This is a genomic window from Caulobacter sp., from assembly GCF_965279145.1.
GTDB lineage: Bacteria > Pseudomonadota > Alphaproteobacteria > Caulobacterales > Caulobacteraceae > Caulobacter.
In genome coordinates, this window is record NZ_OZ257139.1 from 485,520 (window position 1) to 512,519 (window position 27,000).

26 protein-coding genes are annotated in these 27,000 nt (G+C 68.1%); 10 read left to right on the forward strand and 16 right to left on the reverse strand.

Annotated elements, in window-relative coordinates; genetic code table 11:
- Nucleotides 1-11 precede the first annotated feature (11 nt).
- Nucleotides 12-551 carry a hypothetical protein gene (locus ACQY9P_RS02350; RefSeq protein WP_421736859.1) on the forward strand — a complete coding sequence of 180 codons (540 nt, stop codon included), beginning with the start codon at nt 12-14 and terminating at the stop codon, nt 549-551.
- 63 nt (nt 552-614) lie between these two features.
- Here the strand turns inward: ACQY9P_RS02350 and ACQY9P_RS02355 are convergent, their stop codons facing one another.
- Both ACQY9P_RS02355 and ACQY9P_RS02360 read right to left on the reverse strand, forming a co-directional pair.
- Nucleotides 615-929, reverse strand: a complete 315-nt coding sequence (locus ACQY9P_RS02355) for a hypothetical protein (RefSeq protein ID WP_421736858.1) — start codon at nt 927-929, stop codon at nt 615-617.
- A gap of 240 nt (nt 930-1,169) precedes the next feature.
- On the reverse strand, nt 1,170-2,966 hold the full coding sequence (locus ACQY9P_RS02360; protein ID WP_421736857.1) for a methyl-accepting chemotaxis protein: 1,797 nt from the start codon (nt 2,964-2,966) through the stop codon (nt 1,170-1,172).
- A 257-nt stretch (nt 2,967-3,223) separates the two neighbouring features.
- On the opposite strand from ACQY9P_RS02360, the gene ACQY9P_RS02365 reads away from it, so the two are divergent.
- Both ACQY9P_RS02365 and ACQY9P_RS02370 read left to right on the forward strand, forming a co-directional pair.
- Nucleotides 3,224-4,213 carry an AraC family transcriptional regulator gene (locus ACQY9P_RS02365; protein WP_421736856.1) on the forward strand — a complete coding sequence of 330 codons (990 nt, stop codon included), beginning with the start codon at nt 3,224-3,226 and terminating at the stop codon, nt 4,211-4,213.
- A 185-nt stretch (nt 4,214-4,398) separates the two neighbouring features.
- Nucleotides 4,399-6,681, forward strand: coding sequence for a TonB-dependent receptor (locus ACQY9P_RS02370; RefSeq protein WP_421736855.1), 2,283 nt, complete (start codon nt 4,399-4,401; stop codon nt 6,679-6,681).
- Between the two features lie 71 nt (nt 6,682-6,752).
- On the opposite strand, the gene ACQY9P_RS02375 is transcribed toward ACQY9P_RS02370, so the two are convergent.
- Nucleotides 6,753-7,004, reverse strand: coding sequence for a hypothetical protein (locus ACQY9P_RS02375; RefSeq protein ID WP_421736854.1), 252 nt, complete (start codon nt 7,002-7,004; stop codon nt 6,753-6,755).
- A 251-nt stretch (nt 7,005-7,255) separates the two neighbouring features.
- Between ACQY9P_RS02375 and nadA the strand changes: the two genes are divergently transcribed.
- The 4 genes from nadA to nadC all read left to right on the forward strand — a co-directional run bounded on the left by nadA (nt 7,256) and on the right by nadC (nt 11,496).
- On the forward strand, nt 7,256-8,341 hold the full coding sequence (gene nadA, locus ACQY9P_RS02380; protein WP_421736853.1) for a quinolinate synthase NadA: 1,086 nt from the start codon (nt 7,256-7,258) through the stop codon (nt 8,339-8,341).
- Between the two features lie 157 nt (nt 8,342-8,498).
- Nucleotides 8,499-10,028 (forward strand): L-aspartate oxidase, encoded by a 1,530-nt coding sequence (locus tag ACQY9P_RS02385; protein ID WP_421736852.1) that lies wholly within the window; start codon nt 8,499-8,501, stop codon nt 10,026-10,028.
- Between the two features lie 29 nt (nt 10,029-10,057).
- Nucleotides 10,058-10,651, forward strand: a complete 594-nt coding sequence (locus ACQY9P_RS02390; RefSeq protein WP_421736851.1) for a Uma2 family endonuclease — start codon at nt 10,058-10,060, stop codon at nt 10,649-10,651.
- Nucleotides 10,648-11,496: a carboxylating nicotinate-nucleotide diphosphorylase gene (gene nadC / locus ACQY9P_RS02395; RefSeq protein WP_421736850.1), complete on the forward strand. Its 849-nt coding sequence runs from the start codon at nt 10,648-10,650 to the stop codon at nt 11,494-11,496. Before ACQY9P_RS02390 ends, nadC begins: the two co-directional genes overlap by 4 nt.
- A gap of 121 nt (nt 11,497-11,617) precedes the next feature.
- On the opposite strand, the gene ACQY9P_RS02400 is transcribed toward nadC, so the two are convergent.
- The 3 genes from ACQY9P_RS02400 to ACQY9P_RS02410 form a co-directional block, all read right to left on the reverse strand.
- A complete protein-coding gene (locus ACQY9P_RS02400; RefSeq protein WP_421736849.1) occupies nt 11,618-12,031 on the reverse strand; it encodes an MAPEG family protein in 414 nt (137 codons plus the stop codon).
- 87 nt (nt 12,032-12,118) lie between these two features.
- Nucleotides 12,119-12,967 (reverse strand): prephenate dehydratase, encoded by an 849-nt coding sequence (locus tag ACQY9P_RS02405; protein ID WP_421736848.1) that lies wholly within the window; start codon nt 12,965-12,967, stop codon nt 12,119-12,121.
- Nucleotides 12,964-13,701, reverse strand: coding sequence for a 3-deoxy-manno-octulosonate cytidylyltransferase (locus ACQY9P_RS02410; protein ID WP_421736847.1), 738 nt, complete (start codon nt 13,699-13,701; stop codon nt 12,964-12,966). The genes ACQY9P_RS02405 and ACQY9P_RS02410 overlap by 4 nt, the downstream gene beginning before the upstream one ends.
- Nucleotides 13,702-13,845: 144 nt before the next feature.
- On the opposite strand from ACQY9P_RS02410, the gene ACQY9P_RS02415 reads away from it, so the two are divergent.
- Both ACQY9P_RS02415 and ACQY9P_RS02420 read left to right on the forward strand, forming a co-directional pair.
- Entirely contained in the window at nt 13,846-14,517 is a 672-nt protein-coding gene (locus ACQY9P_RS02415) for a c-type cytochrome (protein ID WP_421736846.1), read from the forward strand.
- Nucleotides 14,518-14,643: 126 nt separating this feature from the next.
- A complete protein-coding gene (locus ACQY9P_RS02420) occupies nt 14,644-15,171 on the forward strand; it encodes a thioredoxin family protein (protein WP_421736845.1) in 528 nt (175 codons plus the stop codon).
- A gap of 137 nt (nt 15,172-15,308) precedes the next feature.
- Here the strand turns inward: ACQY9P_RS02420 and ACQY9P_RS02425 are convergent, their stop codons facing one another.
- Nucleotides 15,309-16,151, reverse strand: coding sequence for a C40 family peptidase (locus ACQY9P_RS02425; RefSeq protein ID WP_421736844.1), 843 nt, complete (start codon nt 16,149-16,151; stop codon nt 15,309-15,311).
- On the reverse strand, nt 16,148-17,551 hold the full coding sequence (locus tag ACQY9P_RS02430) for a leucyl aminopeptidase family protein (protein WP_421736843.1): 1,404 nt from the start codon (nt 17,549-17,551) through the stop codon (nt 16,148-16,150). The genes ACQY9P_RS02425 and ACQY9P_RS02430 overlap by 4 nt, the downstream gene beginning before the upstream one ends.
- Before the next feature lie 83 nt (nt 17,552-17,634).
- Here ACQY9P_RS02430 and ACQY9P_RS02435 point away from each other — a divergent pair, with 83 nt between their 5' ends.
- Nucleotides 17,635-18,465, forward strand: a complete 831-nt coding sequence (locus ACQY9P_RS02435) for a pilus assembly protein TadD (protein ID WP_421736842.1) — start codon at nt 17,635-17,637, stop codon at nt 18,463-18,465.
- Between the two features lie 212 nt (nt 18,466-18,677).
- On the opposite strand, the gene ACQY9P_RS02440 is transcribed toward ACQY9P_RS02435, so the two are convergent.
- The 8 genes from ACQY9P_RS02440 to ACQY9P_RS02475 form a co-directional block, all read right to left on the reverse strand.
- Complete coding sequence (locus ACQY9P_RS02440) at nt 18,678-18,872, reverse strand: hypothetical protein (RefSeq protein ID WP_421736841.1); 195 nt, start codon at nt 18,870-18,872, stop codon at nt 18,678-18,680.
- An 85-nt stretch (nt 18,873-18,957) separates the two neighbouring features.
- Nucleotides 18,958-19,245 (reverse strand): antibiotic biosynthesis monooxygenase, encoded by a 288-nt coding sequence (locus tag ACQY9P_RS02445; protein ID WP_421736840.1) that lies wholly within the window; start codon nt 19,243-19,245, stop codon nt 18,958-18,960.
- Nucleotides 19,246-19,261: 16 nt separating this feature from the next.
- Entirely contained in the window at nt 19,262-20,251 is a 990-nt protein-coding gene (locus tag ACQY9P_RS02450) for a type II secretion system F family protein (protein WP_421736839.1), read from the reverse strand.
- Between the two features lie 14 nt (nt 20,252-20,265).
- The gene (locus tag ACQY9P_RS02455; protein WP_421736838.1) at nt 20,266-21,240 is read right to left on the reverse strand and encodes a type II secretion system F family protein; all 975 of its coding nucleotides are present in this window, start codon (nt 21,238-21,240) and stop codon (nt 20,266-20,268) included.
- Between the two features lie 3 nt (nt 21,241-21,243).
- On the reverse strand, nt 21,244-22,749 hold the full coding sequence (locus ACQY9P_RS02460; protein WP_421736837.1) for a CpaF family protein: 1,506 nt from the start codon (nt 22,747-22,749) through the stop codon (nt 21,244-21,246).
- A 6-nt stretch (nt 22,750-22,755) separates the two neighbouring features.
- Nucleotides 22,756-24,354 carry an AAA family ATPase gene (locus tag ACQY9P_RS02465; protein ID WP_421736836.1) on the reverse strand — a complete coding sequence of 533 codons (1,599 nt, stop codon included), beginning with the start codon at nt 24,352-24,354 and terminating at the stop codon, nt 22,756-22,758.
- Nucleotides 24,354-25,064, reverse strand: a complete 711-nt coding sequence (locus tag ACQY9P_RS02470; protein ID WP_421736835.1) for a CpaD family pilus assembly protein — start codon at nt 25,062-25,064, stop codon at nt 24,354-24,356. The genes ACQY9P_RS02465 and ACQY9P_RS02470 overlap by 1 nt, the downstream gene beginning before the upstream one ends.
- Before the next feature lie 10 nt (nt 25,065-25,074).
- The gene (locus ACQY9P_RS02475) at nt 25,075-27,000 is read right to left on the reverse strand and encodes a type II and III secretion system protein family protein (RefSeq protein ID WP_421736834.1); all 1,926 of its coding nucleotides are present in this window, start codon (nt 26,998-27,000) and stop codon (nt 25,075-25,077) included.

Sequence of the window (27,000 nt, forward strand, 5' to 3'; positions counted from 1 at the left end):
GGGGGCGCGGGGTGGCGAAGACGAAGTGGGGTGAAACGGCCAGCGCGGCGCCCGCCGCTGTCTGGGCCTTGTGGGACGAGCTGAAGACCCTGTTCCCCGTCTGGAGCCTTCTCCCGTCCAGCTTCCAGACACCCGGCGCCTGGGGCTATTCGGGGGTCGATTTCGTCAGCGGCTTTCGCAGGAACCCCTCGACGCTCAAGACCTTCGAGCTGCTGAAGGACGTGGACGACGCCCTGTTCGACGCGCTGTCGGCCCTGGCCAGCCTGAACGCGCGCCGGCAGGACCAGATGCTGCAGGCGGTGATCATCGGCTATCTGACCATCCCGCTGTCGATCATGGCCCTGCTGGCCGAACTGGCGGGCGGTAGCGTCATGACGTTCCTGAAGGCCCATTCCGAGGCGGCCATCCAGTTCGGCGTCGGGGCGGCCCTGGGACCGATCGTCTATTTCCTGAGCCACTGGCGGTCGCGCCAGATCGTCGGCGTGCTGGACCTGATCCGCATCGAACGCGGGCAGGCGCCGTTCACCGCGCTGGAACTGCGGGAGGAGTAGCGCCCTCCCCGCGCTGGAGCATTTTCCGATAAGTGTGAAACGGTTATCGGATCGGAAAGGGCTCTAGGCGCGGTCGCCGCCCTCGGCCGACATCGGCGGCGGCAGGGGGCGCAGGGCGGCGGTCATGTCGCCCCTGCGCAACAGGGTGCGAAACGGCTGGGTGAACGCCCAGGCCGACCCGTTTTCCAGGGTGACGGCGCGAAAGACCGGCGTGTCGGGAATGTCGTCGAGACCCGTCTCGCACAGCCTCTCAAGAATCGAGCCTAGAAACACGTTCGTCCATGCGGCGCGCTGCCCCGACACCCCGCGCACCAGAACCGAGAGTTCCTCCAGGGTCGCGGGCTCGCCCAGCCGGCGCAGCGCCGCGACGAGATACATAGCCGCGTCGGCCTCGACCTGTCGCTGTCCCGGTTCCTGCGTTCTCGAACGTGGAAAGCTTATGACGTTCACCCTGTCTCCCGCATCCCGCGCGGCCCCAGACCTTGGGGGGGCCGGCGTATCATCCTGCCTGGTCTTGCGCCCGTGGAAGCCGAAGACGTCGACCGTCAGCGCTTTTCCATCCGGATCGCGATAGTGCTTTGTTTTCAGGCGCTTTCTTCACGCGAACCGGAAGACGCTCTAGAACTCGTCCCAATCGGAGTCCTGCCGCCCCCCGCGACCCGACCCCATGGCCGCCGCCACCCTGGCCTGCTGCCCCGCGACCGGATTTTGTCCAGGACGATCCCGTCCGGACTGAGCGACCTGCGGCCGCGTCGCGGCCCCCCGCCCGCCGGTCTGGAACCGCGACACCAGCCGCGCCAGGTCCTGCGATCCTGTCTTGAGATTGGCCGCGGCGGCCGTGGCCTCCTCGACCATGGCGGCGTTCTGCTGGGTCACCTGGTCCATCTGATTGACGGCGGTGTTGACCTGGTGAAGGCCCGTGGCCTGCTCCTGCGACGACTTGGCGATCTCGGAGATCAGGCTGTCGATCTCGGCCACCTTCTCGACGATGCCGGTCAGGGCGCGGCCGGTTTCACCCACCAGCTTCACCCCGCGCTCGACATGGGCGCTGGAGGTGGCGATCAGGGTCTTGATCTCCTTGGCGGCGTCGGCGGACCGCTGGGCCAGGGCCCGGACTTCCTGCGCCACCACCGCGAAGCCTCGACCCGCCTCGCCCGCGCGCGCGGCTTCAACGCCGGCGTTCAGGGCCAGAAGGTTAGTCTGGAAGGCGATCTCGTCGATCACGCCGATGATCTGGGTGATCTGCCGCGAGGAGGTGTCGATTTCGCCCATGGCGGCCACGGCCTCGCCGACCACCTGGCCGGACGTCCCCGCGTCGGCGCGGGCGGCGGTGGCGGCGGCGGAGGCCTGCCTGGCGCCCTCGGCGCTGCGGCGCACCGTGGCGGTGATCTCGTCCAGGGCGGCGGCGGTTTCTTCCAGGCTGGCGGCCTGTTGCTCGGTGCGGCGCGACAGGTCGGAGGACGCCGAGGCGATCTCCTCGGCGCCGCTGCCGACGCTGTCCGTCGAGCCCGCGACCGCGGCCATGGTCTCGTCGAGCATGGCCATGGCCGCGTTGAAGTCGTGGCGCACCTTCTCAAAGGCCGGATCGACGGCCGCCTCGATCCGGTGCTTCAGATTGTTCTTGGCCAGTTGCTCCAGACCACTGGCCACCTCCGCCACGGCGCGAACGCGGGGCGTGACGTCGGTGGCGAACTTGACCACCTTGATGACGCGCTTCCTGTCATCGAAGATCGGATTGTACGAAGCCTGGATCCAGACCTCGCGACCGCCCTTGCCGATGCGCTTGAACTCGGCGGCGACGAACTGGCCGTCGTTCAGCTTCTTCCAGAAGTCCTGGTATTCGGCGGTCTGGGCCAGCGCCGGCTCGACGAACATCCTGTGGTGCTGACCCTGGATCTCGGCAAGGGTATAGCCCAGCGTCTTGAGGAAGTTCTCGTTGGCGGTGACGATCCTGCCGTCGACGGTGAACTCGATCACCGCCTGGGCGCGGGAGATGGCGTCGATCTTTCCTTCAAGCTCTGCGTTGCGCAGCTTTTCGGCCGTGATCACCGTCGCGACCTTGACCACCTTGGTCACCACGCCCTTGCCGTTGCGGACGGGGTTGTAGGACGCCTGGATCCACACCTCCGCGCCGCCCTTGCCGATACGCAGATACTCCCGCGCGTCGAATTCCCCCCGGGCCAGCTTGGCCCAGAAGGCGGCGTATTCGGGGCTGCTGGCGAAGGCGGGCTCGACGAACAGGCTGTGATGCCGACCTTTGATCTCGGACAGGGCATAGCCCATGGCCGCGCAGAAATTCTCGTTGGCGGTCAATATCTTGCCGCTGGCGTCGAACTCGATGATGGCCAGCGCCCGGCCGATCGCGGCCAGGGTTTGCGAAGCGTCCGATCCCGAGCTGGATTGAATACCGAACATACTGAACTCCGCCAACAACGATGACGCACCTCGACCTTGTCGCACCCCCTACGCGCGGGAGGACGTGATCAAGATCAATTCGCACTTCGAAGAAATAGTGAATTAACGTAAATGGCGTGTGAGTTCGAAAGCTGCTTTGATTGTTCCAAGGATGCAGGAACGGATGCCAAACTGCACTGGGAGAATGTTATGGGTTGGAACTGGAATATAATGCCACCCGCCCGAGAGTTCACGGCCTCGCAACCCAAGTTTGAAGCTTGAGCAACCCGCCGCCCCTTGATGATCACGTCCCCCTGGCGTCTCGCGGCATCCTGCGGGCGACGGATCGCGACGATCTGGCCGAGAGCCTGTGGGGCAAGTATGGCGCAAGGCTGACCGGGGCCGGTGACGACGCCTCGCCGTTCTTCGCCCTCGCCAACCGGGTTCAGGTGGGGGGCGTGCAGCTGCACTATTGCCGCTATGACGCGCCCGTCGAGATCCAGTTCTCCGACATGCCCGGCGTCAGGCAGATGCTGTGCCTGTCGAGCCGGGGGCGGTTTTCAGTCGCCGGCCGCCAGGTCGAGATCGACGCCGACACCACCACGATCGTGCCCCCCGGCTCCTCGTTCCTGGCCGCCTATGGCGCCGGCTATCAGCATATCGTCACCCAGTTCGATGAAGACGCGCTGCGCCAGAAGGCCGAGGCCATCATCGGATACTCGCGGCGCGGCCCCTTGATCCTGCCGACGCTGGAGGCGCTTTCGACCGCGCCACGCGTTCGCTCGCGAGAGATCACCTGGGGGCTGGCCCGGATCCTGGCGACGGAGACCGATATCGACTGGTCGCTAGTCGAGATGGGCCAGGCCCTCGCCAGCGCCTTTCTCTTCGAGAACCTGGCCGGCTTCGCCGATCGTCTCGCCGAGCCGCCGAAGAGCGCCTCGACCTCGACCGTCAAGGTGCTGGAGGACTACATCCAGTCCAACTGGAACCGCGCCTTGACCGTTGAGGAAATCGCGGCGGCCTGCGGCGTCAGCGTCCGCAGCGTCTTCGCCCGGTTCAAGCAGCACCGGGGCATGGCCCCCCTGACCTATCAGCGCGAGCTTCGCCTCGATCACGCCCATCAGATGCTGCTGGGCGATACCGAGGACTCGGTCATCTCGATCGCCATGGCCTGCGGCTTTTCCAGCTTCGGACATTTCGCCCGCCGCTACCGGGAAAGGTTCGGAGAACTGCCCTCGACCACCCGCGCCCGCACACGCCCCTGGTGATCCGGCCGGGCCGGGCGCCCCGCGCCCGCGACTTCGTCATTATATCGTCACATAAGCGCCCTAAGGGACCCGACCTCGCGAACAAGTAAGCGGGTACTTATAAGCGGCCTCCGCATCGCGGACCGCACCGGCGATTCGCGAGCCTTCCGGCAAACTGGCCGGCCAAAAAAATGGGGATAAATAAGATGTCAGGATTCAACGTTCGCAAGAGCGTGCTGCTGCTCGGCGCCGCCGGCTCGCTGCTGGCCATGGCCAGCGCCGCCCAGGCCCAGCAGGCGCCGGCCGCCACGTCCGCCGCGGCGCTGGACGAGATCGTCGTCACCGCCGAGCGCCGCTCGGAAAACCTGCAGAAGGTGCCGCTGTCGGTGGCCGCCGTGGCCGGCGACCAGCTGCGCGCTGTCCAGTCGGGCGGCGAGGACATCCTGGCGCTGTCGGGCCGCGTCCCGGGCCTGTACGCCGAGACCACCACGGGCCGGATCTTCCCGCGCTTCTACATCCGCGGCCTGGGCAATATCGACTTCTACCTCGGCGCCTCGCAGCCGGTGTCGATCATCCAGGACGACGTCGTGCTGGAGCACGTGGTGCTGAAGTCCAACCCCGTGTTCGACGTCAAGCAGGTTGAAGTGCTGCGCGGCCCGCAGGGCTCGCTGTTCGGCCGCAACACCACCGCCGGCATCATCAAGTTCGACACCGCCAAGCCGACGCAAACCTTCGAAGGCCGCGTCAACGCCTCGTACGGCACCTACGGCACCACCACCCTGGACGCCGGCTTCGGCGGCCCGATCGTGGCCGACAAGCTGGCCTTCCGGGTTTCGACCCTCTACCAGCACCGCGACGACTGGGTCGACAACACCTTCACCGGCGTCAGCGCCGACGGCACCGTGACCCCGGCCAAGAACGCCATGGGCGGCTTCGACGAGAAGGATGTGCGCCTTCAGATCCTGGCCACGCCGACCGAAGCCCTGACCGTCCTGGCCTCGGCCCACAGCCGCAACTACGAGGGCACCTCGACCCTCTTCCTGCGCCAGGCCATCACCAAGGGCAGCAACAAGAGCAGCGCCCCGCGCGACAGCGTCGCCTTCGACGAAGCCGCCAACAACCCGCAGGCCTATGACACGGTCGGGACCTCGCTGAACGTCGCCTATGACTTCGGCGGCGTCACCCTGACCTCGATCAGCGCCTTTGAAGGCTCCAAGGGCTACAGCCGCGGCGACACCGACGGCGGCGCGGCCGCCAACTTCCCCTTGGGCGGCGTTCCGAACGGCTTTGGCCAGTCGATGGGCAAGCTGCGCGACCTGGATCAACTGACCCAGGAAATCCGCCTGGCCAGCGACGGCGAAGGCCCGCTGAAGTGGCAGGTCGGCGGCTTCTACTTCGACAGCCGCGACTACACCGACTTCTATCAGCGCGCCTATTTCACCAAGGCCAACCCGAACAACTCGGTGGCCCTGAAGAACGAGAACACCTCGTACGCCCTGTTCGGCCAGGTCAGCTATCAGGTCACCCCGGCCCTGACGATCACCGGCGGCGCGCGTCAGACCAAGGACACCAAGAAGACCCGCCTGCTGAAGAGCGCCGACACCGCCGCCGGCGTGGTGACCTATGCCGGTCGCCGCTTCGTCAAGCTGTCGGACACCCAGCCCAGCTGGGATCTGAGCGCGCTGTATCAGGTCAATGACGACGTCAGCGTCTATGCCCGCGTCGCCAAGGGCTTCCGCGGCCCGACCATCCAGGGCCGTTCGGCGGTGTTCAACGCCGATTTCACCACCGCCGACAGCGAGACGATCCTGTCGTACGAAGCCGGCTTCAAGAGCAGCCTGTTCGAGAACAGCCTGCGCCTGAACGCCTCGGCCTTCACCTATGAAGTCAGCGACATCCAGCTGAACGGCAACGACAGCAACGGCAACGGCGTGCTGTTCAACGCCGACAAGGCCAAGGCCTATGGCATGGAAGCCGACGCCGAATGGCGCCCGGTCTCCAACCTGCTGCTGACGGCCGGCGTCAGCCTGCTGCACAGCGAGATCCAGGACAAGCGCGTCTACGCCCAGGTCTGCGCCCTGAACGGCGTGGTGGTCTGCACGGTGGAAAACCCGACGATCAAGGTGGGGGCCAACACCTTCGCCCAGATCGACGGCAACCCGCTGCCCAACGCCCCGAAGTACAACCTGAACTTCACGGGTCGCTATGACGTGCCGCTGGCCGACGGCAAGCTGTTCGTCGCCACCGACTGGAACCTGCAGGGCTATACCAACTTCGTGCTCTACAAGACCAAGGAGTTCTACTCGAAGGACAATTTCGAAGGCGGCGTGAAGCTCGGCTACGAAAGCGACAAGGGTTATGAAGTGGCCCTGTTCGGTCGCAACATCACCAACGAGAAGAACCTCAAGGGCGTGATCGAGAACTACATGGCGGCCGTCTACAACGAGCCGCGCATCGTGGGCGTCTCGGTCTCTGCCAAGCTTCGCTAAGACCTGCCTGACGGCTGGGAAGGCCTCCGATCGCCCAGGCGGTCGGAGGCCTTTTTCCGTTTCCGCGCGGTCTATTTCCGCCGTCGGCCTCGCGCGCGGATCAGCACGGTCAGGGCGCTGAACACCAGCACCATCGACACCAGCATGTAGCCCAGGACATAGCCGGGCGAGACCGGCGGGCGCCAAAGCACCATCGCCATCACGCCGCCGCCCGGCGCGACGCACAGGGCCAGAAGAACCACCCAGCCCTTCCAGTGCACCGGCCTGGCCTTCAGCCGTCGCCCCACCTGGGCGTACTCGAACCAGATTTCCCCGCCGGCCATCGCCATCCTCCGACACCCGGCCAGACTAGGCAGGGGATGGGCAAGCCACAACCTGGGATCACGCCACGGCTTCAAGCCGATCTGCAAGGGCGTCGAGACAAGCTGCCCTTTGCAATCCCCGAACAAAGGTCTATATGTGGCTTGTCACTTATGCTCAATTTCAGCATAAGTAGGGCGTCGGAATGGCTCACCCTGCTCCGGCGTTTTTTGAGGCCCGGGAAATGCTCAGATTGAGCATAAGCGAGGATCACATGGCCGACGGTTTCGCCGCTCTGGATTTCACGCCCGCGATCGAGGCGGAAACCGCGTCCGTCTGGGACAAGGTCAAGCACCATGTCACGCCCATGGAATGGCGCATCCAGGCCCCGCTGATCGCCGCGATCAACCGTCTGAAGCGCGAGAAGAACGCCGCGATCCTGGCCCACAACTACATGACGCCCGACATCTTCCACGGCGTGGGCGACTTCGTCGGCGACAGCCTGGCCCTGGCCAAGGAAGCCGCCAAGAGCGACGCCCAGATCATCGTCCAGGCCGGCGTGCACTTCATGGCCGAGACCAGCAAGGTGCTGAGCCCGCAGAAGAAGATCCTGATCCCCGACCTCAAGGCCGGCTGCAGCCTGGCCTCCTCGATCACCGGCGCCGATGTGCGGCTGATCAAGCAGCGCTATCCGGGCGTGCCGGTGGTGACCTATGTCAACACCACGGCCGACGTGAAGGCCGAAACCGACATCTGCTGCACCAGCGCCAACGCAGTGCAGGTGGTGGAGTGGGCCGCGCGCGAATGGGGGACCGACAAGGTCATCCTGATCCCCGACGAATATCTGGCCCGCAACGTCGCGCGCCAGACCGACGTCAAGATCATCGCCTGGGCCGGCCACTGCGAGGTGCACAAGCGCTTCACCGTGTCGGACATCGCCGACATGCGCGCGGCCTGGCCGGGCGCCGAGGTGCTGGCCCACCCCGAATGCCCGACCGAGATCCTGGAAGCCGCCGACTTCGCCGGCTCGACCGCGGCGATGAACGACTATGTGGCGGCCCGCAAGCCGGCGCAGGTGGTGCTGATCACCGAGTGCTCGATGGCCAGCAACGTCCAGGCCGAGAGCCCGCTGACCCAGTTCATCGGCCCCTGCAACATGTGCCCGCACATGAAGCGGATCACCCTGCGGAACATCCACGACGCCCTGCTGTACGAACAGTTCGAGGTGACGGTGGACCCCGACGTCATCGACCGCGCGGCCCTGGCCGTGCAGCGGATGATCGACCTGCCGCCGCCGCTTGTTCCCGCTCGCTACGACCTCGTGAAGGCCCGCCATCACGTGGACGTGGAACTGATCTAAGAGCCCTTCCCCCTTGATGGGGGAAGGGTTGGGATGGGGGTGACCACGGCTGGTCAGCTTCCCCCGCCCAGCCCGCCTTTCGCCGATGGCCGAGCGCTTCGCGTTCACCCCCATCCCCGGCCCTTCCCCATCAAGGGGCAAGGGAGTGGAGTGTGAAATGAACAACCGCCTGATCTTCGACGGCCCCGTGATCCTCGGGGCCGGCCTGGCCGGACTGACCGCCGCGCTGTCCTCGGTGAAGGGGGCCGCACGCAAGGCCCTCGTCCTGTCGCCGACGCCGCTGGCGACCGGCTGCTCCAGCGCCTGGGCGCAGGGCGGCATGGCCGCCGCCCTGTCGGCGGACGACACTCCGGCCCTGCACGCCGCCGACACCGACGCCGCCGGCGCGGGTCTCTGCGATCCGGAAGCCGTCGAACTGCTGACCCGCGAAGGTCCCGACGCCGTCCGCGCCCTGGCGGCGCTGGGCGCGCCGTTCGACCGGAAGGACGGCGACTTCACCCTCAGCCTGGAGGCGGCCCACTCCAGGGCCCGCGTCGCCCGCGTGGGCGGCGACGGGGCCGGCGCGGCGATCATGGCCGCCGTCATCGCCGCCGTGCGCGCCACGCCCGCCATCGAGATCCGCGAAGGCGCCCGCGCCCGCCGGCTGCTGCAGGACGCCACCGGCCGCGTGATCGGCGTGCTGGCGCAGATCGACGGCCAGCTGGTCGAGATCCTGAGCCCCGCCGTCATCCTGGCCACCGGCGGCGTCGGCGGCCTCTACGCCGTCACCACCACGCCGGCCGAGGTGCGCGGCGAAGGCCTGGGCCTGGCGGCCCTGGCCGGGGCGGTCATCGCCGATCCCGAGTTCGTGCAGTTCCACCCCACGGCCATCGACATCGGCCGCGATCCCGCCCCGCTGGCCACCGAAGCTCTGCGCGGCGAGGGCGCGATTCTGCGCAACAGCGACGCCCGCGCCTTCATGGCCGACTATCACCCGGCGCGGGAACTGGCCCCGCGCGACGTGGTGGCCCGCGCCATTCATGCCGAGCGCGAGGCGGGCCGCGGCGCCTTCCTCGACGCCACGGTGGTTGTGGGGGGGCACTTCCCCAAGGAATTCCCGGCCGTGTTCGAGGCCTGCATGAGCGGCGGCGTCGATCCGCGCCGCGCCATGATCCCGGTGGTTCCGGCGGTGCACTACCACATGGGCGGCGTGGCCACCGATCTGGACGGCCAGACCTCCCTGCCCGGCCTCTACGCCGCCGGCGAATGCGCCGCCACCGGCGTGCACGGCGCCAACCGCCTGGCCTCCAACAGCCTGCTGGAAGCGGCCGTGTTCGGCGCGAGAGCCGGTCGCGCGGCGGCGGGCGAGCAGCACGCGCCGAGCCAGCCGGTCTCGCTGGCGCCCACGCCCGACCTGCCGGCCGACGTCCTGCAGATCCTGCGCAAGGCCATGAGCCGCGACGCGGGCGTGATCCGCAGCGCCGAGGGCCTGACCCGCCTGATGGGCGTGATCGAGGCCCTGGAAGCCGCCCACGGCCAGGGCCCGATCCTGGCCGCCGCCCGACTGATCACCACGGCGGCCCTGGCCCGGCATGAGAGCCGCGGCGGCCACAGCCGCGCCGACTTCCCCGCCACGGACCCTGTCGGCATCCGCACGTTCGTCACCCTCGACGGACGCGAGCCCGGCTTGCGATACGCGGCGGAGTAGGGGTACGTTTCGGGAACGGAGATGCGATCATGACGACATCCGAGCCCGGCCTTGAAGATGGCGCCGTCAGCGAATTCCTGTTCGATTTCGACGCCTTCGAGCAGATGGACCGAGCGGGCCTGTTCCAGCGCGCCATGGGTCGCGTCCAACTCATCGAGGGAAGACTGCTGGAAATGGCGCCCACCTCTTCGGATCACGGCGACACGTCGGGTGAGGCTCTTTTCGCGCTGAAATCCGCCGCCGTCAGGGCGGGCGTTGCGGCGGACTTTCGCTTCCTGGTCCACGCCACTCTGAAGATCGGCGAACACAGCGCGCCCGAACCCGACCTGGCGATCGTGCGGACGTTCTCCGGCCGGACGTATGCCGAGGCGGCCGACGCGGTCCTGGTCGTCGAGGTGTCGATCTCGACGCGCGACGGCGACCTGAAACTGAAAGCTCCGCTCTACGCCAGGGCCGGTATTCCCGAATTCTGGATGATCGAGCCAGAACAGCGCCGACTGACCATTTTCCGCGCCCCTCAACCGAACGGGACCTGGGCCCTGACCACGGTCCACGATGACGACGACACCGTCTCGCCGCTGTTCGCCCCGCAGATCAGTCTCTCGCTGTCGGAGTTGTTTTGACGCTTTCCCCCCTCCCCGACCTCCTCGTTCGCCCCATCATCGACCTCGCCCTGGCCGAAGACCTCGGCCGGGCCGGCGACATCACCGCCCAGGCCTGTATCGACGCCGACGCGCGGCTGTCGGTGGTGTTCGCCGCCAGACAGGATGGCCGCGTCGCGGGCCTGTCCTGCGCGCGGCTGGCCCTGGCGGCCATGGACCCGACCGCGAGCTTCGAGATCATCACGCCCGACGGCGCCGACTGCGCCCCGGGCACGGTGCTGGCCCGGGCAGAGGGCAATGCCCGCGCCGTGCTAGCAGCCGAGCGCACGGGCCTGAACCTGCTGGGGCGCCTTTCGGGGATCGCCACCCTGACCCGCGCCTACGTCCGCCTGGTCGAGGGGACGGGCGCCACCATCGTCGACACCCGCAAGACCACGCCGGGCCTGCGGGCGCTCGAAAAGTACGCCGTGCGCTGCGGCGGCGGGATCAATCACCGCTTCGGCCTGGATGACGCCATCCTGATCAAGGACAACCACGTCGCCGCCTGCGGCGGGGTCGGCGAAGCCGTCCGCCGGGCGCGGGCCTTCGCCGGGCATCTGGTCAAGGTCGAGGTCGAGGTCGATGGGCTGGATCAGCTGGACGACGCGCTGAAACACGGACCCGACGTGGTGATGCTGGACAATTTCAGCCTGGATGACCTGCGGACAGCCGTGGCCCTGGCCAAGGGCCGGGCGGTGCTGGAGGCCTCGGGCGGGGTCAACCTGACCACCGTGCGGGCCATCGCCGAGACGGGCGTCGACGTGATCAGCGTCGGCGCGCTGACCCACTCGGCGCCGGTGCTGGATATCGGGCTGGACGCGGTTTGAGATGCTCCCCCTCTGGGGGAGCTGTCGGCAAAGCCGACTGAGGGGGACAGCTGGGCAAACGCCGCGCTGCCCCCTCCGGCCCTCTGGGCCACCTCCCCCGAAGGGGATGATCAAAGCCATGCTAGAAGATCTTCAGCAGCTCCCGCACCACCATCACCGCCAGGGTGATGGTCGAGGCCGCGAACAGCAGGAACCGCAGGTTCACGATGTTCACCGTCACCTGCACCAGGCTGTGCAGCACCCGCAGGCCGACATAGACCCAGGCGAAATGCACGGCCCAGCCGTCAGCATGACCGGCCACGGCGATCGCCAGGGCGGCGGCGTAGAAGATGGTCGGCTGTTCCATCAGGTGGTTGTAGTTGTCGGCAGCCTGGCGGGCCCCGGCCGGCAGCACGTCCAGCGAGCCCGGAAAGGCCGCGTCCTGCGGCTTGACGCCCGCCTTGGCCATCGCCGGAATGCGGCGGATATACATCCACAGCCAGATCACCAGCGACCAGGCTACCAGCGCCATCACCGGCGCAATCATCGTATTCATGGAGCGTCCCTCCCCGGACGTTTTGTTTGTGCAGGGAGGTTAGACGCAGAACCGCGTTATCGCGAAGCATGACGTTGCGGCAGGGCTTTACGTCCGGTCGCGGAACGGATCGGCCGGGTAAACCCCCAGGATCTCGAACTTGTCCGAGAAGAACTTCAGCTCATCGAAGGCCAGGGCCAGGTTGCGGTCCTCGGGGCGGCCATCGACCTCGGCGTAGAAGAAGGTGGCCGTGAAGGCCCCGTCTTCCATGTAGCTTTCCAGCTTGGTCATGTTGACGCCGTTGGTCGCGAACCCGCCCATGGCCTTGTAGAGCGCGGCCGGAAGGTTACGGACCTTGAACACGAAGCTGGTCACGCAGCGATGGGTGAAGGCCGGCGGGGTCGGGGTCGTGTCGGCCGTCATCACCAGGAAGCGGGTGGTGTTGTGGCGCTCGTCCTCGATGTCGCTGGCCAGGATGTCCAGGCCATAGATCTCGGCGGCCAGGGCCGGGGCCACGGCGCCGCGCGTGGGATCGGGCTTGAGGGCCAGGGCCTTGGCGGCGCCGGCGGTGTCGCCCGCGCCCTCGGTGGCCACGCCCAGCTTGCGCAGGCTGTTGCGGCACTGGGCCAGAGCGATCGGCATCGAGGCCACGACCTTGATGTCCTCCAGCTTGACGCCCTTGTTGGCCATCAGCTGGAAACGGATCGGCTTGAAGCGCTCGCCGATGATCTTCAGGCCCGAGGCCGGCAGCAGGTGGTGGACGTCGGCCACCCGGCCGGCGATCGAGTTCTCGATCGGGATCATGCCCAGTTCGCAGACGCCGGTCTTGATGGCCTCGAACGCCTCCTGGAAGGTGGCGCAGGGATAGGCCTCGTAGTCCGGAAAATAGGTGCGGCAGGCCTCGTGGCTGTTGGCGCCGGGCTCGCCCTGGAAGGCGATCTTCTTGAGGATGCTCATGCTTGTTTCCCAGCCTGCAGACGCGCGGCTTCGAGATCGGAGGGATTATCGACGGAGATGGGAGCCTCGCCCGCCACGGCGGCGCGGATCGTCATGCCCAGCTCCAGGGCCCGCAGCTGCTCCAGCTTCTCGCGCTTTTCCAGCGCCGAGGGCGAGGCGGCGTTGAACGCCTCCAGCGCCTCGCGGCGATAGCCGTAGATGCCGATATGGCGCCAGACCGGGCCGTCGCCATAGAGGGTGGAGCGGGTAAAGTAGAGGGCGCGGCCGCTCTGGCCGTCGTCTTCCATGGCCAGCACGGCCTTGACCACGTCGGGATTGGTGCGATCGGCGGGCGAGGCCTCGGCCGCGACGACGGTGGCGATGTCGCAATCGCCGAAGTCTTCCAGCAGGCCGGCGCAGGCGCTCAGCACCGACGGATCGACGAACGGCATGTCGCCCTGCAGGTTGATGACCACGTCGTGCTCGAAATGGGGATCCAGTTCGGCGAGGGCGGCGAGGATGCGATCGGAGCCTGACGGCAGGTCCGGGTCGGTCAGCACGGCCCGGCCGCCGGCGGCGCGCACGGCCTCGACGATCTCGGAATCGCCCGCGGCGACCGCCACGGGGCCGATATTGGCCTTGAGCGCCTGATGCAGAACGCGGACAATCATCGGCAGACCGCCGATATCGGCCAGCGGCTTGTTCGGCAGACGGGTCGCCGCCATGCGGGCGGGGATCAGGACGATAGGGTTCATGAGTTCAATATCGCTGCTGCCCGGTTGCGCGAGGGGCGGTAGCGTGTAAGAGACGCGAGCGCAACAAGAGGCGCGCGCGGGGGATTCCCCGCCGCGGGTTTGGGCCCCGCTCCGGCGGGCCGGTAAGAGGCTGACAAGGCTGAGATGAGCGACCTGACGTTCAACAAGATTGCTGGCGGCGTGCTGCTGACCGGCCTCATCGTTTTTGGTCTGCGCGAGGCGTCGGACATCGTCTTCAAGAAGCATGAAGTCGAAAAGGCCGGCTACGAGATCGCGGTCCAGGAATCCACTGAAGGCGGCGGCGCCCCCGCGGTCGAAGTCGCGCCCGACTGGGGCACGGCTCTGCTGCTGCCGGCCAACATCGCCGCCGGCGAGGCCATCTCGGCCAAGTGCCAGGCGTGCCACAAGCTTGATCCTTCGGGCGCCAACGGCACCGGTCCTGGCCTGTATGGCGTTGAAGGCCGTCAGCCGGGCTCGCACCCGGGCTACGCCTATTCGGCGGCCATGAAGGAATTCGGCGCCAAGAACCCCAAGTGGGACTACGACCACATGTACGAGTTCCTCAAGGCTCCGGGGAAGTACATTTCGGGCACCAACATGTCGTTCGTCGGCCTCAAGAAGCCGGAAGATCGCGTCGCCCTGATCGCCTATCTGCACACCCTGGGCTCGACCCTGCCTGTGCCGGCTCCCAAGCCCGCCGGCGCTCCGGCCGAAGCCGCTCCCGCCGCCGAAGGCGCTGCGGCTCCCGCCGCTGACGCCGCCGCCGCTCCGGCTGCCGCAACGCCGGCCGCTGCGGCTCCGGCCGCCGCGCACTGATCGTTTTTCGATCATAAGAGATCAGAGGCCGCGAAGTTCGCTTCGCGGCCTTTTTTCTGCTCGCACCATTTTCCTATTCATTTAGTAGGGTATCGGAACAGTCCCGCTTCACCGGATCCGATCGCCATGACGCCTCGCGCCCTCGCCGCCGCCGCCCCCCTCGTTGCGCTCGTCGCCCTGCTGGCCGCCGCGCCGGTCTTCGCCTTCGCCGCCAAGGCCCCGACCGTGGCCCTCAAGTCGTTGGCCGACCTGCCGACGCCCCTGCCCTATCCCTATGACGAGAACGCCGACGCCGAGGCCGACGTCGCCGCCGCGATCAAGCGCGCCAAGGCGAGCCGGAAGCTGGTGCTGATCGATTTCGGCGGCAACTGGTGCGGCGACTGCCGCGTCTTCGCCGGCGTGATCGAGCAGCCCGACGTGAAAAAGTTCGTCGACAAACACTATGAGGTCGTGACCGTCGACGTCGGTCGCTACACCAAGAACATGCAGATCCCCGCCCGCTATGGCGTCGACAAGCTGCAGGGCGTGCCCAGCTTCCTGGTGGTCGACACCAAGGGCAAGCTGGTCAACGAAGGGGCGTTCTTCGCCCTCACCGACGCCCGCCACATGACGCCGCAGTCGATCACCGACTGGCTGGCGCAGTGGGTGAAGTAGGATCGCCCTTCTCCCCTTGCGGGAGAAGGTGGCCTGCGAAGCAGGTCGGATGAGGGGTCACGCAGGATTTGCCGGATAGGGCGTTCAACCCCTCATCCGGCCCTGCGGGCCACCTTCTCCCGCAAGGGGAGAAGGATTCAAACCCGCCGATAGCCCAGCGGCGCGCCGACGCCGGCCGCCTCGATCCGGGCGATCGCTTCGTCCAGGGGCTCGATCGCCACCATCATGTGATGGGCGTTGGCGTGCAGGATGGTTTCGGCGTCCAGCAGGATGGCCACGTGGCCCTTCCAGAACACCAGATCCCCGCGCCGACGTTCCGACGCCGCCACCTCGGGGAAGAAGGCCCGCTGCAGGTCGGTGTCGCGCGGGCAGGCCCGATTGCAGGCGGCCAGGGCCTGCTGGACGATGCCCGAACAGTCCAGGCCCAGCGACTCGCGGCCGCCCCACTGGTAGGGCGCGCCCAGGAAGCGTTCCGCCACCGCCACCCAGTCGGCCTCGCCCCGCCCGATCGGCGTCAGGTGCGTCTCGATGAACCAGCCGGACCGGGCGACCTTCACGAACCGCCCCTCTCGCGCCTCGACCGTCAGCAGAGCATTGAGGCTGTAGAGCCCGACGATGGCCGACTTGATGTCGGGCTGGCTGAAGGCGTAGGTCCGGATGGCTGAAACCCGATGGGTCGGCGCCAGCACGGGCGCCGACAGGGCGTCGCTGGGCACATAGCCCACATAGCCGTCGCGCCGCGCCTGACCGAAGGCAAAGCCGTCGACCTCGAACAGCACATCGAAACGTTCGCCGAACACCAGCTGGTCTTCCTGCTCGGCGTCGGGGGCGGGCGCCTTGCGGAGCGCGGCGATGGGCGCGCTGGCCTGCATCGGCGTCGCCGCCGCGAAGCGCTGGGCCGCGACCAGCCCCTCCAGACGCACATCGGCCACGCCGTCGCGCATCAGGGTCAGGCGACGATCAGGCGTCGGGGCGCTCATGCCCGGAACCGCGTCTTGAGCATGGCGAACAGCGCCCGGATCGCCTGGGCCTCGCCGCCGGCGGGATAGCCCGGCCGGCTCTTGGGGTTCCAGGCATAGAGGTCGAAGTGGGCCCACGCCCCCTCGGTGGGCGCGAACTTCTGCAGGAACAGCGCCGCCGTCGTCGCCCCGGCCTGGGCCCAGGCGGCCGAGTCGTTCTGGACATCGGCGATCTCGCTGTCGATCGCCTCGCGATAGGCGTCCGTCAGGGGCATCCGCCACAAGGGATCGAAGGTCGCGCTGGAGGCCGCGGCGATCTGGCCGGCCAGGGTGTCGTCCGGGGTCCAGAACGGGATCACGAACGGCCCCAGCGCCACGCGCGCCGCGCCGGTCAGGGTGGCCAGGTCCAGGGTCAGGACCGGCTTGTGCTCGCTGGCGCGGGCCAGGGCGTCGGCCAGGATCAGCCGCCCCTCGGCGTCGGTGTTGCCGACCTCGATGGTCAGGCCGGCGCGGGTCTGCAGCACGTCGCCGGGCCGCATGGCGTCGCCGCTGATGGCGTTCTCGACCACCGGGGTCAGCACCACCAGCCGCACCGGCAGCTTGGCGTCCATGACCAGCCGGGCCAGGGCCAGGGCGTGGGCGGCGCCGCCCATGTCCTTCTTCATCAGCCGCATGCCGGCCGAGGGCTTGATGTCCAGGCCGCCGCTGTCGAACACCACGCCCTTGCCCACCAGGGCCAGGACCGGATGGGCGGGATCGCCCCAGACCATCTCGATCAGGCGCGGTGCGCGATGCGGAACGGCGGCGCGGCCCACGGCGTGGACGGCCGGATAGTTCTGCCCCAGCAGCGCATCGCCGGTGATCACCGAGAGGGTCGCGCCGTGCTTCTCGGCGATCTCGCGGGCGATGGTCTCGATCTGCAGCGGGCCCATGTCGTTGGCGGGCGTGTTGACCATGTCCTTGGCCAGGGCGCAGGCGTGGCTGATCGCGGTGACGGCCTCGATGTCGACGCCCTTGGGCGCCACCAGCCGGGGCCCGGCCTCGGGAGCGCGCTGGCGATAGCGATCGAAGCGATAGAGGCCCATGGCGAAGGCCAGGGACGCCTCGGCCGCGTCCAGCCCGCGCGGCAGGCGCGCCAGCCTATAGTCGCCGGCCGGCAGCTTGCCGGCCAGACCCCGGAACAGGCCGGGATCCACGACGGCGCGGGTTCCCAGCCCCATCAGCACCCGCTCGACCTGGCCGGCGGGGCCGGTCAGCACCAGCACCTGGCCGGCCTTGGCCTTGAACGCCTCGCGCTCGGCCAGCGTCCGGGCGGCGGGACGGCGGCCGGCGAGGAACGCCTCCAACTCGGCCTCGAACAGGGGGTGGACCGGGATCGCGTTTTCCGTCCCGGACGGCAGGATCGCAGAGGTGTCCAACATGTCGCGGCCTTCCCGAATTATGCTTAACGATTCCTTGAGGGCCGCGAGGCGAGGATGCGGGACCTTTCGGAGACTCGTCTTCCATGTGTCGCAAGCGCGCGCTCCTCGCAACCGTTCTCGCCCCTGCCCTGCTGCTGCTGAGCGCTACGGCCCATGCCGCCGACGCCCCCGCCAAGGCCCCCGCCACCCCAGGCGCTACAGCCCAGGCCGCGCCGCGCAAGGCCTCGCCCGCCCAGCGCCTTGAGGCCCGCCGCGAGGATCCCCTGGCGCGGGCCGCCTTCTGGGGCGCGGAGTTCGAGAACGACGCCCGCGACACCGAGGCCGGCGTCGCCCTGAGCCAGGCCCTGCGCGCCCTGGGGCGCTATGACGACGCCGCCGCCACGATCAGCAAGGTGCTGATCGTCGATCCCGACAATCTGGAAGGCCTGCTGGAAGCGGCCCGCGCCCAGATCGCCCGCGGCCAGGGCTTCTACGCCATCGAGCCCGCCCGCCACGCCGCGGCCCTGGCGCCGAAGGACTGGCGTCCCCAGACCCTGCTGGGCGTGGCCTATGAGCAGGCCCAGCGCGACGACGAAGCCGCCACCGCCCATCGTCAGGCCATAACCCTGGCTCCCAACGAAGCCGCGCCCAACGCCAACTACGCCATGCACCTGGCCGCCAGCGGCGATCTGCCGGGCGCCGAGGCCGTGCTGCGCCGCGCCGTGACCATGCCCGGCGCGACCATCCAGATTCGCCAGAACCTCGCGCTGGTCATCGGCCTGCAGGGCCGCCTGGGCGAGGCCGAGAAGCTGGCCCGTCAGGACCTGCCGCCGGAGTCGGTGGACAACAATCTGGCCTGGCTGCGCGCCGCCACCGGCCAGGGCGCGGGAACCCTGCAACCCCGCTCGTGGGAAGCTCTTAAGGCCGGCGGCTAGAGCATATTTGGCTGACATCGAAGCGACCACCCCATGGCTCCATCTTCCCGGCGAAGGCCGGGACCCAGATTCAGCCTGAGCGTCGCGTGGGTTTCATCTGGGCCCCGGCCTTCGCCGGGGAGACGGGAAATTTGGATGCGCGATTCACTCTGAACCAAATCCGCTCTAGCAAGCCTGGCGAGCGACAGCGGCGTCCGCTTCGCTCGAAAATCCTAGCCCAAGGCCCGCGAGAGGATGTTGGCCGCATCCACGAACTTCTGCAGCAGCGGCCCAACCAGGGCCGAGCGCATCACAAGGACCATGGCCGCCACCAGACACAGCAGCAGGGCCGTCTCGATGGCGGCGCTGCCCGTCTCGTCGCGGGCGAAGTCGTCGCCGGGTGTCGCCGGTTTGCCGATACGCTGCATGTCCACTGTCCCAAAATGGATGGTCACGGGGACAGTCTTCGCAAGAAGGGCGCCGGATTGCAGCCTCCGGTGGAGCTTTATCGGATCAGGCGACGAGGCGGCCGGCTTCCAGTTCGTCGAGATAGATGAAGTCGGGGGCCTTCACCCCGGCGATCCGGCGAATCTCGACCAACTCGGGCGATTCGAAGAACCGGCGGGCGTCATCCAGCGAGCGCCAGCGCGAGAAGTGCACGATGCGGTTGGCGTCGGTGTCGTATTTCAGGACCTGATAGCTGATCTCGCCCGCCTCGCGGCGAATTCCGGCGGCCTCGTCGAAGACGATCTTCCAGGCGGCGTAGTCGGCCACATCGTGAACGATCAGGACGTATTGCATGGGTGGCCTCCAGACCTCAGTGCTTGGCCATCACGTCCTGGATCTTGATGATCGCCGGCCCCAGGATCACCACGAACAGCACCGGCAGGAAGAACAGGATCATCGGCACGGTCAACTGGGCCGGCAGGGCGGCGGCCTTCTTCTCGGCGGCGGAAAGCCGAAGCTCGCGGTTTTCCTTGGCCATGACGCGCAGGGCGCTGCCCAGCGGCGTGCCGTAGCGCTCGGCCTGGATCATGGCCGTGGCTACCGACTTGATGCCCGGATGGTTGGTGCGGCGGGCCAGACCCTCATAGGCCAAGCGACGGTCGGGCAGGTAGGACAGCTCGGCGGTCAGCAGGCTCATTTCCTCGGCCAGCTCCATCGAGGTGGAGCCCACCTCGGCGCCCACCTTCTGGATGGCGGCCTCGATCGACATGCCGCTTTCGACGCAGATCAGCAGCAGGTCCAGCGAGTCGGGGAAGGCCGCGACGATCGACTCGCGGCGCTTCTGGGCGACGTTGCTGATATAGACGTTGGGCGCGTAGTAGCCGATCGCCAGGGCGGCGACGCAGGCGCACATCTTCTGCATCGGCAGCAGGCCGAAATCGTTGATCGCGTAGATGTAGATCGCCGTCACCACGGCGAACACGAACGGCATCACGAAGCGGAAGAAGTAGAAGGTCGAGACCGGCTGCGGCCCCCGGAACCCGGCCTGGGCCAGCTTGTCGACCACCTTGGGATCTTCCAGCAGCCGCGACAGCTGCAGGCGATCGACGATGGTCTTGTACAGGCCCTCGTCGGCGTGGCGCAGGGTGCCGCCGGCCGTGCCGCCGCCCTTATGGGCCATCGCCTCGCGCGAGCGGCGACGCAGCTCCTCGCGGCGGTTGGCCACCGATTTCAGGCGCCCTTCCAGGCCCTTGTCGCTCAGCATCGGCGCGGTCAGGGTGATGATGGTGGCGAACACCACGAAGGCGATGAAGGCCGTCAGCAGGTTGCTGGGATCGGTCAGGACGGCGACGATGTTCATGCGAGCGCCCTCCCCTAGAACTTGAAGTTGATCATCTTGCGCATCACGAAGATGCCGATGCTCATCCAGATGCCGCCGGCCAGCAGCATCAGGTGTCCGCGCGGGTCGGTGAACAGGGGCTGCATATAGGCCGGCGAGGTCACGGTGATCAGCACCACCACGCCGGGCGGCAGGCAGCCGATGATGAAGGCCGAGGCCACGGCTTCGGCCGACAGCGCCTTGATCTTCTCGCCCATCAGCTTGCGGGCGCGCAGCACGGTCGACAGGTTGCCCAGCGCCTCGGCCAGGTTGCCGCCGGTCTTGGCCTGGATCGACAGCACGATGGCGAAGAAGCGCAGCTCGTTGGTCGGCATGCGCTCGTACATGCGCTCAAGCGCGTCGGTCATCGGCATGCCCATGCCGACGTTCTCGGTCATGATGCGGAACTCGCCGGCCAGGGGCTCGGGACATTCCTTGCCGATGATCTTCAGACAGTCATGGACCGGCAGGCCCGACTTGATGCCGCGCACGATGATGTCGATGGCGTCGGAAAAGGCCTCGGTGAACTTCTTGGTGCGGGCCTTGGCCAGCATGCCGACGACCCAGCGCGGCAGGCCGAAGCCGGCGGCGAAGGCCGCGCCCAGGGCGACCAGCGCGGTCTGGCGCAGCAGCAGCACCAGCAGGAAGACCGTGACGGCGATGACGCCGCTGACGATCCAGAAGTTCTGGACCTTCTCTCCCAGTCCCGCCTGGCGCAGGCGCGCGGCGATGGTCAGCGAGGCCTTCTTCTGCTGGCGATCCTGTTCCTTGAGGGTCTTGAGGATCTGCTTGCGGCGGGCGTCGGGCGTATTGGCGGCGGCCTTGGCCCGGGCGGCCTCGCGCGGCGCGGCGCCGACGATGATCTGGGCCCGCTTGGCGGCGCGTGCGGCGTTGGGATCGCCGCCGGCCAGGGCGAAGCCCAGCGCCGTGATGGTGATGAAGCCCAGAACGCCGGCGATCACGAACAGCATGGGCTACTCCGCCGCGTCGAGGGCTTCGGCCAGCTCGCGCTCCAGGCCGTAATAGCGGGCGCGGTCCCAGAACCGGGGCCGGGCGATGCCGGTCGAGCGGTGCTTGCCGATCACCTTGCCGTCAGCGTCCTCACCGGTGATCTCGTAGACGAACAGATCCTGGGTGACGATCACGTCGCCTTCCAGGCCCACCACCTCGGTGATGTGGGTGATGCGGCGCGTGCCGTCGCGCAGGCGAGCGGCCTGGACGATGACGTCGACCGAGCCGACGATCATTTCCTTGATCGTCTTGGAGGGCAGGCCGTAGCCGCCCATGGTGATCATGCTCTCGATCCGGCTGATGGCTTCACGCGGGCTGTTGGCGTGCAGCGTGCCCATCGAGCCGTCGTGGCCGGTGTTCATGGCCTGCAGGAGGTCGAACGCCTCCGGCCCCCGGACTTCACCGACGATGATCCGCTCGGGACGCATCCGCAGGCAGTTCTTGACCAGGTCGCGCATGGTCACCGCGCCCGAGCCTTCCAGGTTGGCGGGCCGGGTTTCCAGACGCACCACGTGCGGCTGCTGCAGCTGCAGTTCGGCGGCGTCCTCGCAGGTCACCACCCGCTCGGTCGGGTCGATGAAGGCGGTCAGGGTGTTGAGCAGGGTGGTCTTGCCCGAGCCCGTACCGCCGGAGATGACGATGTTGCAGCGGCAGGCGCCGATGACGCCCAGAACCCGCGCCCCTTCCGGGCTGATGGACTTGTAGTCGACCAGGTTCTTCATCGTCAGCTTGTCCTTCTTGAACTTCCGGATGGTCAGGGTGGGACCATCCAGAGCCAGGGGCGGGGCGATGACGTTGACGCGGCTGCCGTCGGGCAGGCGGGCGTCGCAGATCGGGCTGCTTTCATCGACGCGGCGACCGACCTGGCTGACGATCCGCTGGCAGATGTTCATCAGCTGCATGTTGTCGCGGAAGCGGACATTGGTCAGCTGGACCTTGCCGCCCACTTCGATGAACACGCGGTGGGCGCCGTTGACCATGATGTCGGCGATGTCGTCGCGGGCCAGCAGCGGCTCCAGCGGGCCATAGCCGAGGACATCATTGATGATGTCCTGGACCAGGTGCTCCTGCTCGGCCACCGACATCGAGACGTTCTTGATCGCCACCAGCTCGGCGACGATGTCGCGGATCTCCTCGGCGGCCTGCTTGACGTCCAGCTGGGCCAGCTGGCTCAGGTCGATGGTGTTGAGCAGCGCGTTGAAGATGACGGTCTTGGTGGCGTGGTAGTAGTCGCTCTGCTCACGAACGATCGTGGTCGTGGGCGGCGCGCCCTGGGCCGCGCGCAACTGCTCCAGGCCCGGGGTCTGCTTGGGCGTGGCGACCTTGGCGGTCGGCGCGCCGCGTTCGCCCGCCCGTTCGGCCGCCGGCTCGACCCGCTGCGGACGCGTGGCGATCGCGCTTCCGTCGACAGGCGCCGGGGGCGGGGCCTGCCGGTCCGTGGCGGGGTTCTGGTCGCGCTTGCCGAACATCCGTCGCTACTTCTTCCTGAACAGGCCAGACAGCATCGAAGCTTTCTGGAGCTTTGGCGGTTCGCGGCGGCTGATCAGCTGGGCCAGGTGGTCGATGCCCTCGGCGGCCTTGGACTTGGGCGCCACCTCGCCGACCATCTGGCCGTTGTTGGCGGCCTGGCCGAACGACTTGGGATCGAACGGCAGAACCAGAGACGGCGTCACGCCCAGGGCTTCGCCGAAGTCCTTGACCGGGATCTCGGGACGGCCGGGCACGCCCACCTGGTTCAGCACGAGGCGCGGCGGGGCGTCGTTGGGACGGGCCTGGCGCACCAGGTCGACGATGTTCTTGGCGTTGCGCAGGCTGGCCAGATCCGGCGTGGCGACCACGACCAGATCGTCGGAGCCGATCAGCACCCGCCGGGTCCAGGCCGCCCAGCTGTGGGGCAGATCCAGCACCACGAAGGGCGCGGCGCCGCGGATCTTCTGGGTGACTTCCTCATAGGCGTCGGCGCCGATGTCGTAGTCCTGGTCCAGGGTGGCCGGGGCGGCGAACAGCGACAGGCGGTCACCGCAGCGCACCATCATCCGGTCCATCAGGACGGGGTCCAGGCGCTCGGGCTGGGTCAGGGCGTCGATCACGCCCTGCAGCGGGTCCTGGTTGAAGTCGAGGCCGGCGGTGCCGAACGGCAGGTCCAGGTCGACGATCACCGTGGCCGTCTGCATCCGCTCGGCCATCGACCAGGCGAAGTTGTGGGCGATGGTCGAGGCCCCTACCCCGCCCTTGGCGCCGACGAACGCCACCTGGCGGCCGACGAAGGGGGCCGACGGATCGGCATACAGTCCGGACACCGCGCGGATGATCTGCAGCGGCCCCAGCGGCTGGGTCAGATACTCGCTGACGCCGCGCCGCATCAGCTCGCGATAGAGGGCGATGTCGTTGGTCTGGCCGATCACCACGACCTTGGTGCCCGGGTCGCAGACCTGGGCCAGGCTGTCGAGCAGGTGCAGCAGGCGCTGAGCGCCGTCATGGCTTTCCACCAGCACCAGCGAGGGCGTCGACTGGTTCTGATAGAGCTCGACGGCGGCGTCGAGGCCACCCGTCCGCACGGTGGTCGAGGCGCGGGCCATGCGGCGGTCGGCGGCGGCGGTCTCGACCAGCGCGGCGGTCTCGGGCCGGACGCAGAAGGCGTGGATGGTGATGCGCGGCACCGCCACCTCGCCCAGGGCCGCATCGGCGCCCGACAGGCTGTCATGGCCGGCATGGGTGGCCGGTTCGGGCATCGGCGGCGTCGGGTCGGCGACAGGGCGCTGCTGAACCGGCGCGGCCGCCGAAGCCGCGGCCTGCGCCATGATCGACGGCGGAAGCGGCGCGGCGGCGCGGGCGGCCTGGGCCTGGGCCTGACGGGCGGCGGCCGGAGCGGCGAACGGATCGTCCAGCGCAGAGGGCCGCTCGTCGCGTGGCCGGGCCGGCGGGAAGGCCGCGAAGGGATCCTCCGCGCCTTCGATCGCCGGCGTCAGGGCCGGAGCGGACGAGCGCCAGGGATCGGAGCCGACCGAGGTGAACTCGTCGTCGGCGTCGAAGCCCAGATCGAAGGGGTCTTGATCGGAAGGTTGCCGCGGCATCAGTTGATCGCCTTGGAAATGGCGCCGGTGGCCTGATCGTCCTTGGCCGACGAGGTGATCTCGCCCTTGCGGTACTTGCCGAACACCGTGTCGCGGCGGGCGGCGTCGGCGGGGGTGCTGTCGCGCGGCCGGATCAGGTCTTCAGGATTGGCGACCTGGGCGGCCAGGTTCGCGGCGAGCGAGCACCCGAAATTGTCATAGACCTCGTTCTTCCGCGTCGCGGCCAGGTTCTCCCAGTGCTGACCGCACTTGGGCCCCTCGGCGACGAAATATTCGAAGCCTACGCGCAGCGGCGCGGCGGCCTGGCCGGCGGCGTCATAGCCGATCACCCGCACCTGGGCGCCGGGGGCGCCCAGCATGACGAGGCGTTCGCGCACGTCGACGGCCATGCGGCCGGACGCGGCCGGATCACCGCCGCCGACCGGGGCGCTGACCACGATCTCGCGGGCTTCCGCCGACAGCCAGCGGCCGACCAGCGCCCGCAGGGCCTGGTCCTGATTGGCCGACAGGCCCGAGGCATGGGCGGCCAGCAGGATCTCGTCGGCATGGCCGTCGACCTTGATCCGGTTGGTCCACTTGTCGGCTTCCAGGCGGGGCGGCTGTTCCGGCGCGGCCTTGTCTTCCGCCACGGTGGCGCAGGCCGACAGGCTGATCAGCGCGGCGCCGACAAGGGCGGCCTGGAGGATGCGGTTCACGGGTTGCCTGATCATGTCCGCGTCCTCACTCGATCACATAGCCGACGGGGCCCTGATAGGCGCGGCCCGCATTGGCGCCGGCCGGAGCCTTGACCACCTTGTTCAGTCGACCCAGCAGGGTCGTGCTCATGTCGCCGGCGATCCGCAGGCCGTCGGCCGGGGTCTGCAGGTTCTGCGGGCGGGTGGGATCGACGATGTAGGGGGTGATGATGATCACCAGCTCCGTCTCGCCGTTCAGGAAGTCGCGCGACCGGAACAGCGAGCCCAGGATCGGCATGCTGGTCATGCCCGGGATCGCGTCGATGGTCTGCTTGGTGGTCTGCTGCAGCAGGCCGGCGATCATCAGCGAACCGCCCGAGGGCAGCTCGACCGTGGTCTCGGCGCGGCGCACCGTCAGGCCCGGCACGACCAGGATGTTGGTGGCGGTCTGAACCGAATAGGCGCCCAGGCTGGTCAGCTCCGACACCTCGGTCGACAGCTTCAGCGAGATGCGGCCGCCCGACATCACGACCGGCGTATAGCCCAGACCCACGCCGTAGGGCTTGAACTCGATGGTGATCTTGCCGGTGTTGTCGGCCGCGACCGGGACAGGGAATTCCCCGCCGGCCAGGAACTTGCCGCCCTCGCCCGACAGGACGGTGAGGTTCGGCTCGGCAAGGGTGCGGACCAGCCCCACCCGTTCGAACGCCTGGATCATCGCCTTGGCGGAGTTGACGTTATCGCTGCCCGCCAGCCCGCTGGTGACGCTGGCAAGAGGGTTGCCCTTGTCCTGGTAGAAGCCCGTACCCGGCGTGACCGTGTTCACATTGGTCAGGAAGTTCTGGATCCACAGGTTCTTGGCGTCATTGCCGGTCGTACCCGAGCCGCCCGAGAGGAAGTTCTGCACGTCGGACGACAGCGAGGCCGCCGAAATCCCGACATCCTTCATCGTATAGGTCACGGCGCTGGCGCCGGAGCCGACGACGGCCGTGGTCTTGCCGGCGATGGAATTGGCGTAGGAGCCCAGCCAGGTGCTCTGAGCCGAGGTCAGGCTGCTGTCGTTCGTCAGGAAGCGCTGCAGATAGTTCAGCAACGACACGCCCGACTGTCCGCCCGGAATCATGCCGAACAGGCTGGGCACCAGGTTGGTCGGCTGGCTGGTGGTGTTGACGTTGTAGCCGCCCCTGACACCGCCCAGCAGGCTGCCGTTGACGCCGTAGGTGGGCGACATGCCGAACGAGAACTGATCGCTGCCCAGCTGGCCCAGCACGGCGTTCAGGTCGACGCCCAGCTGCTTGATCACGTTGCGCTGCACCTCGACGATGCGCACTTCCAGCATCACCTGGTCCTTGCCAGCGATGCTGAGCATGTTCAGCACCTTGTCGGGGCTGGACACGAACTGGGCGGCGATGCGCGAGGCCTTGTCGGAGTCGGCGGCGTTCATCACCAGGCCGCTGAGGATGACGCTGTCGTTGACCGGCGAGACCTTGATCGTTCCCGAGGGCAGGACGTTCTTCAGCGTGGCGGCCAGCAGGCCGGTGTCCTGGTCGACGCGGATGGCCAGTTGCAGGATCTTGCGGCCGGCCTCGTCGAAGAACACCGCGTCGGTCGAGCCCGACTTCAGGCCCAGCAGATAGATGCGGCGGGGATTGCGCAGGACCGCGTCGGCCACCAGCGGATTGGTCACCAGCATGTCGCGCACGTCGACCGGCAGCTCGATGATCGCCGACTTGCCCACCGGCAGGTCCACCACGCGGGCGCCGGCCCCGGCGGTCAGGTCGATGCTCAGCACCTGGTCGGGCGCGGGCAGCGGGGCGGAGGCGACGGGCGCGGGCTGCCACGCTGGGCGAACTGCCTTGGCGGCGGGCCGGTAGACGTGCGAGCCCCCGACGGGACCGTCGGCGAGCAGCGGCGAGGCCGAGCTGAGCGCCAGAAGGCCGGCGGTGCTCGCGGTGAGAAGGCGACGGATCAT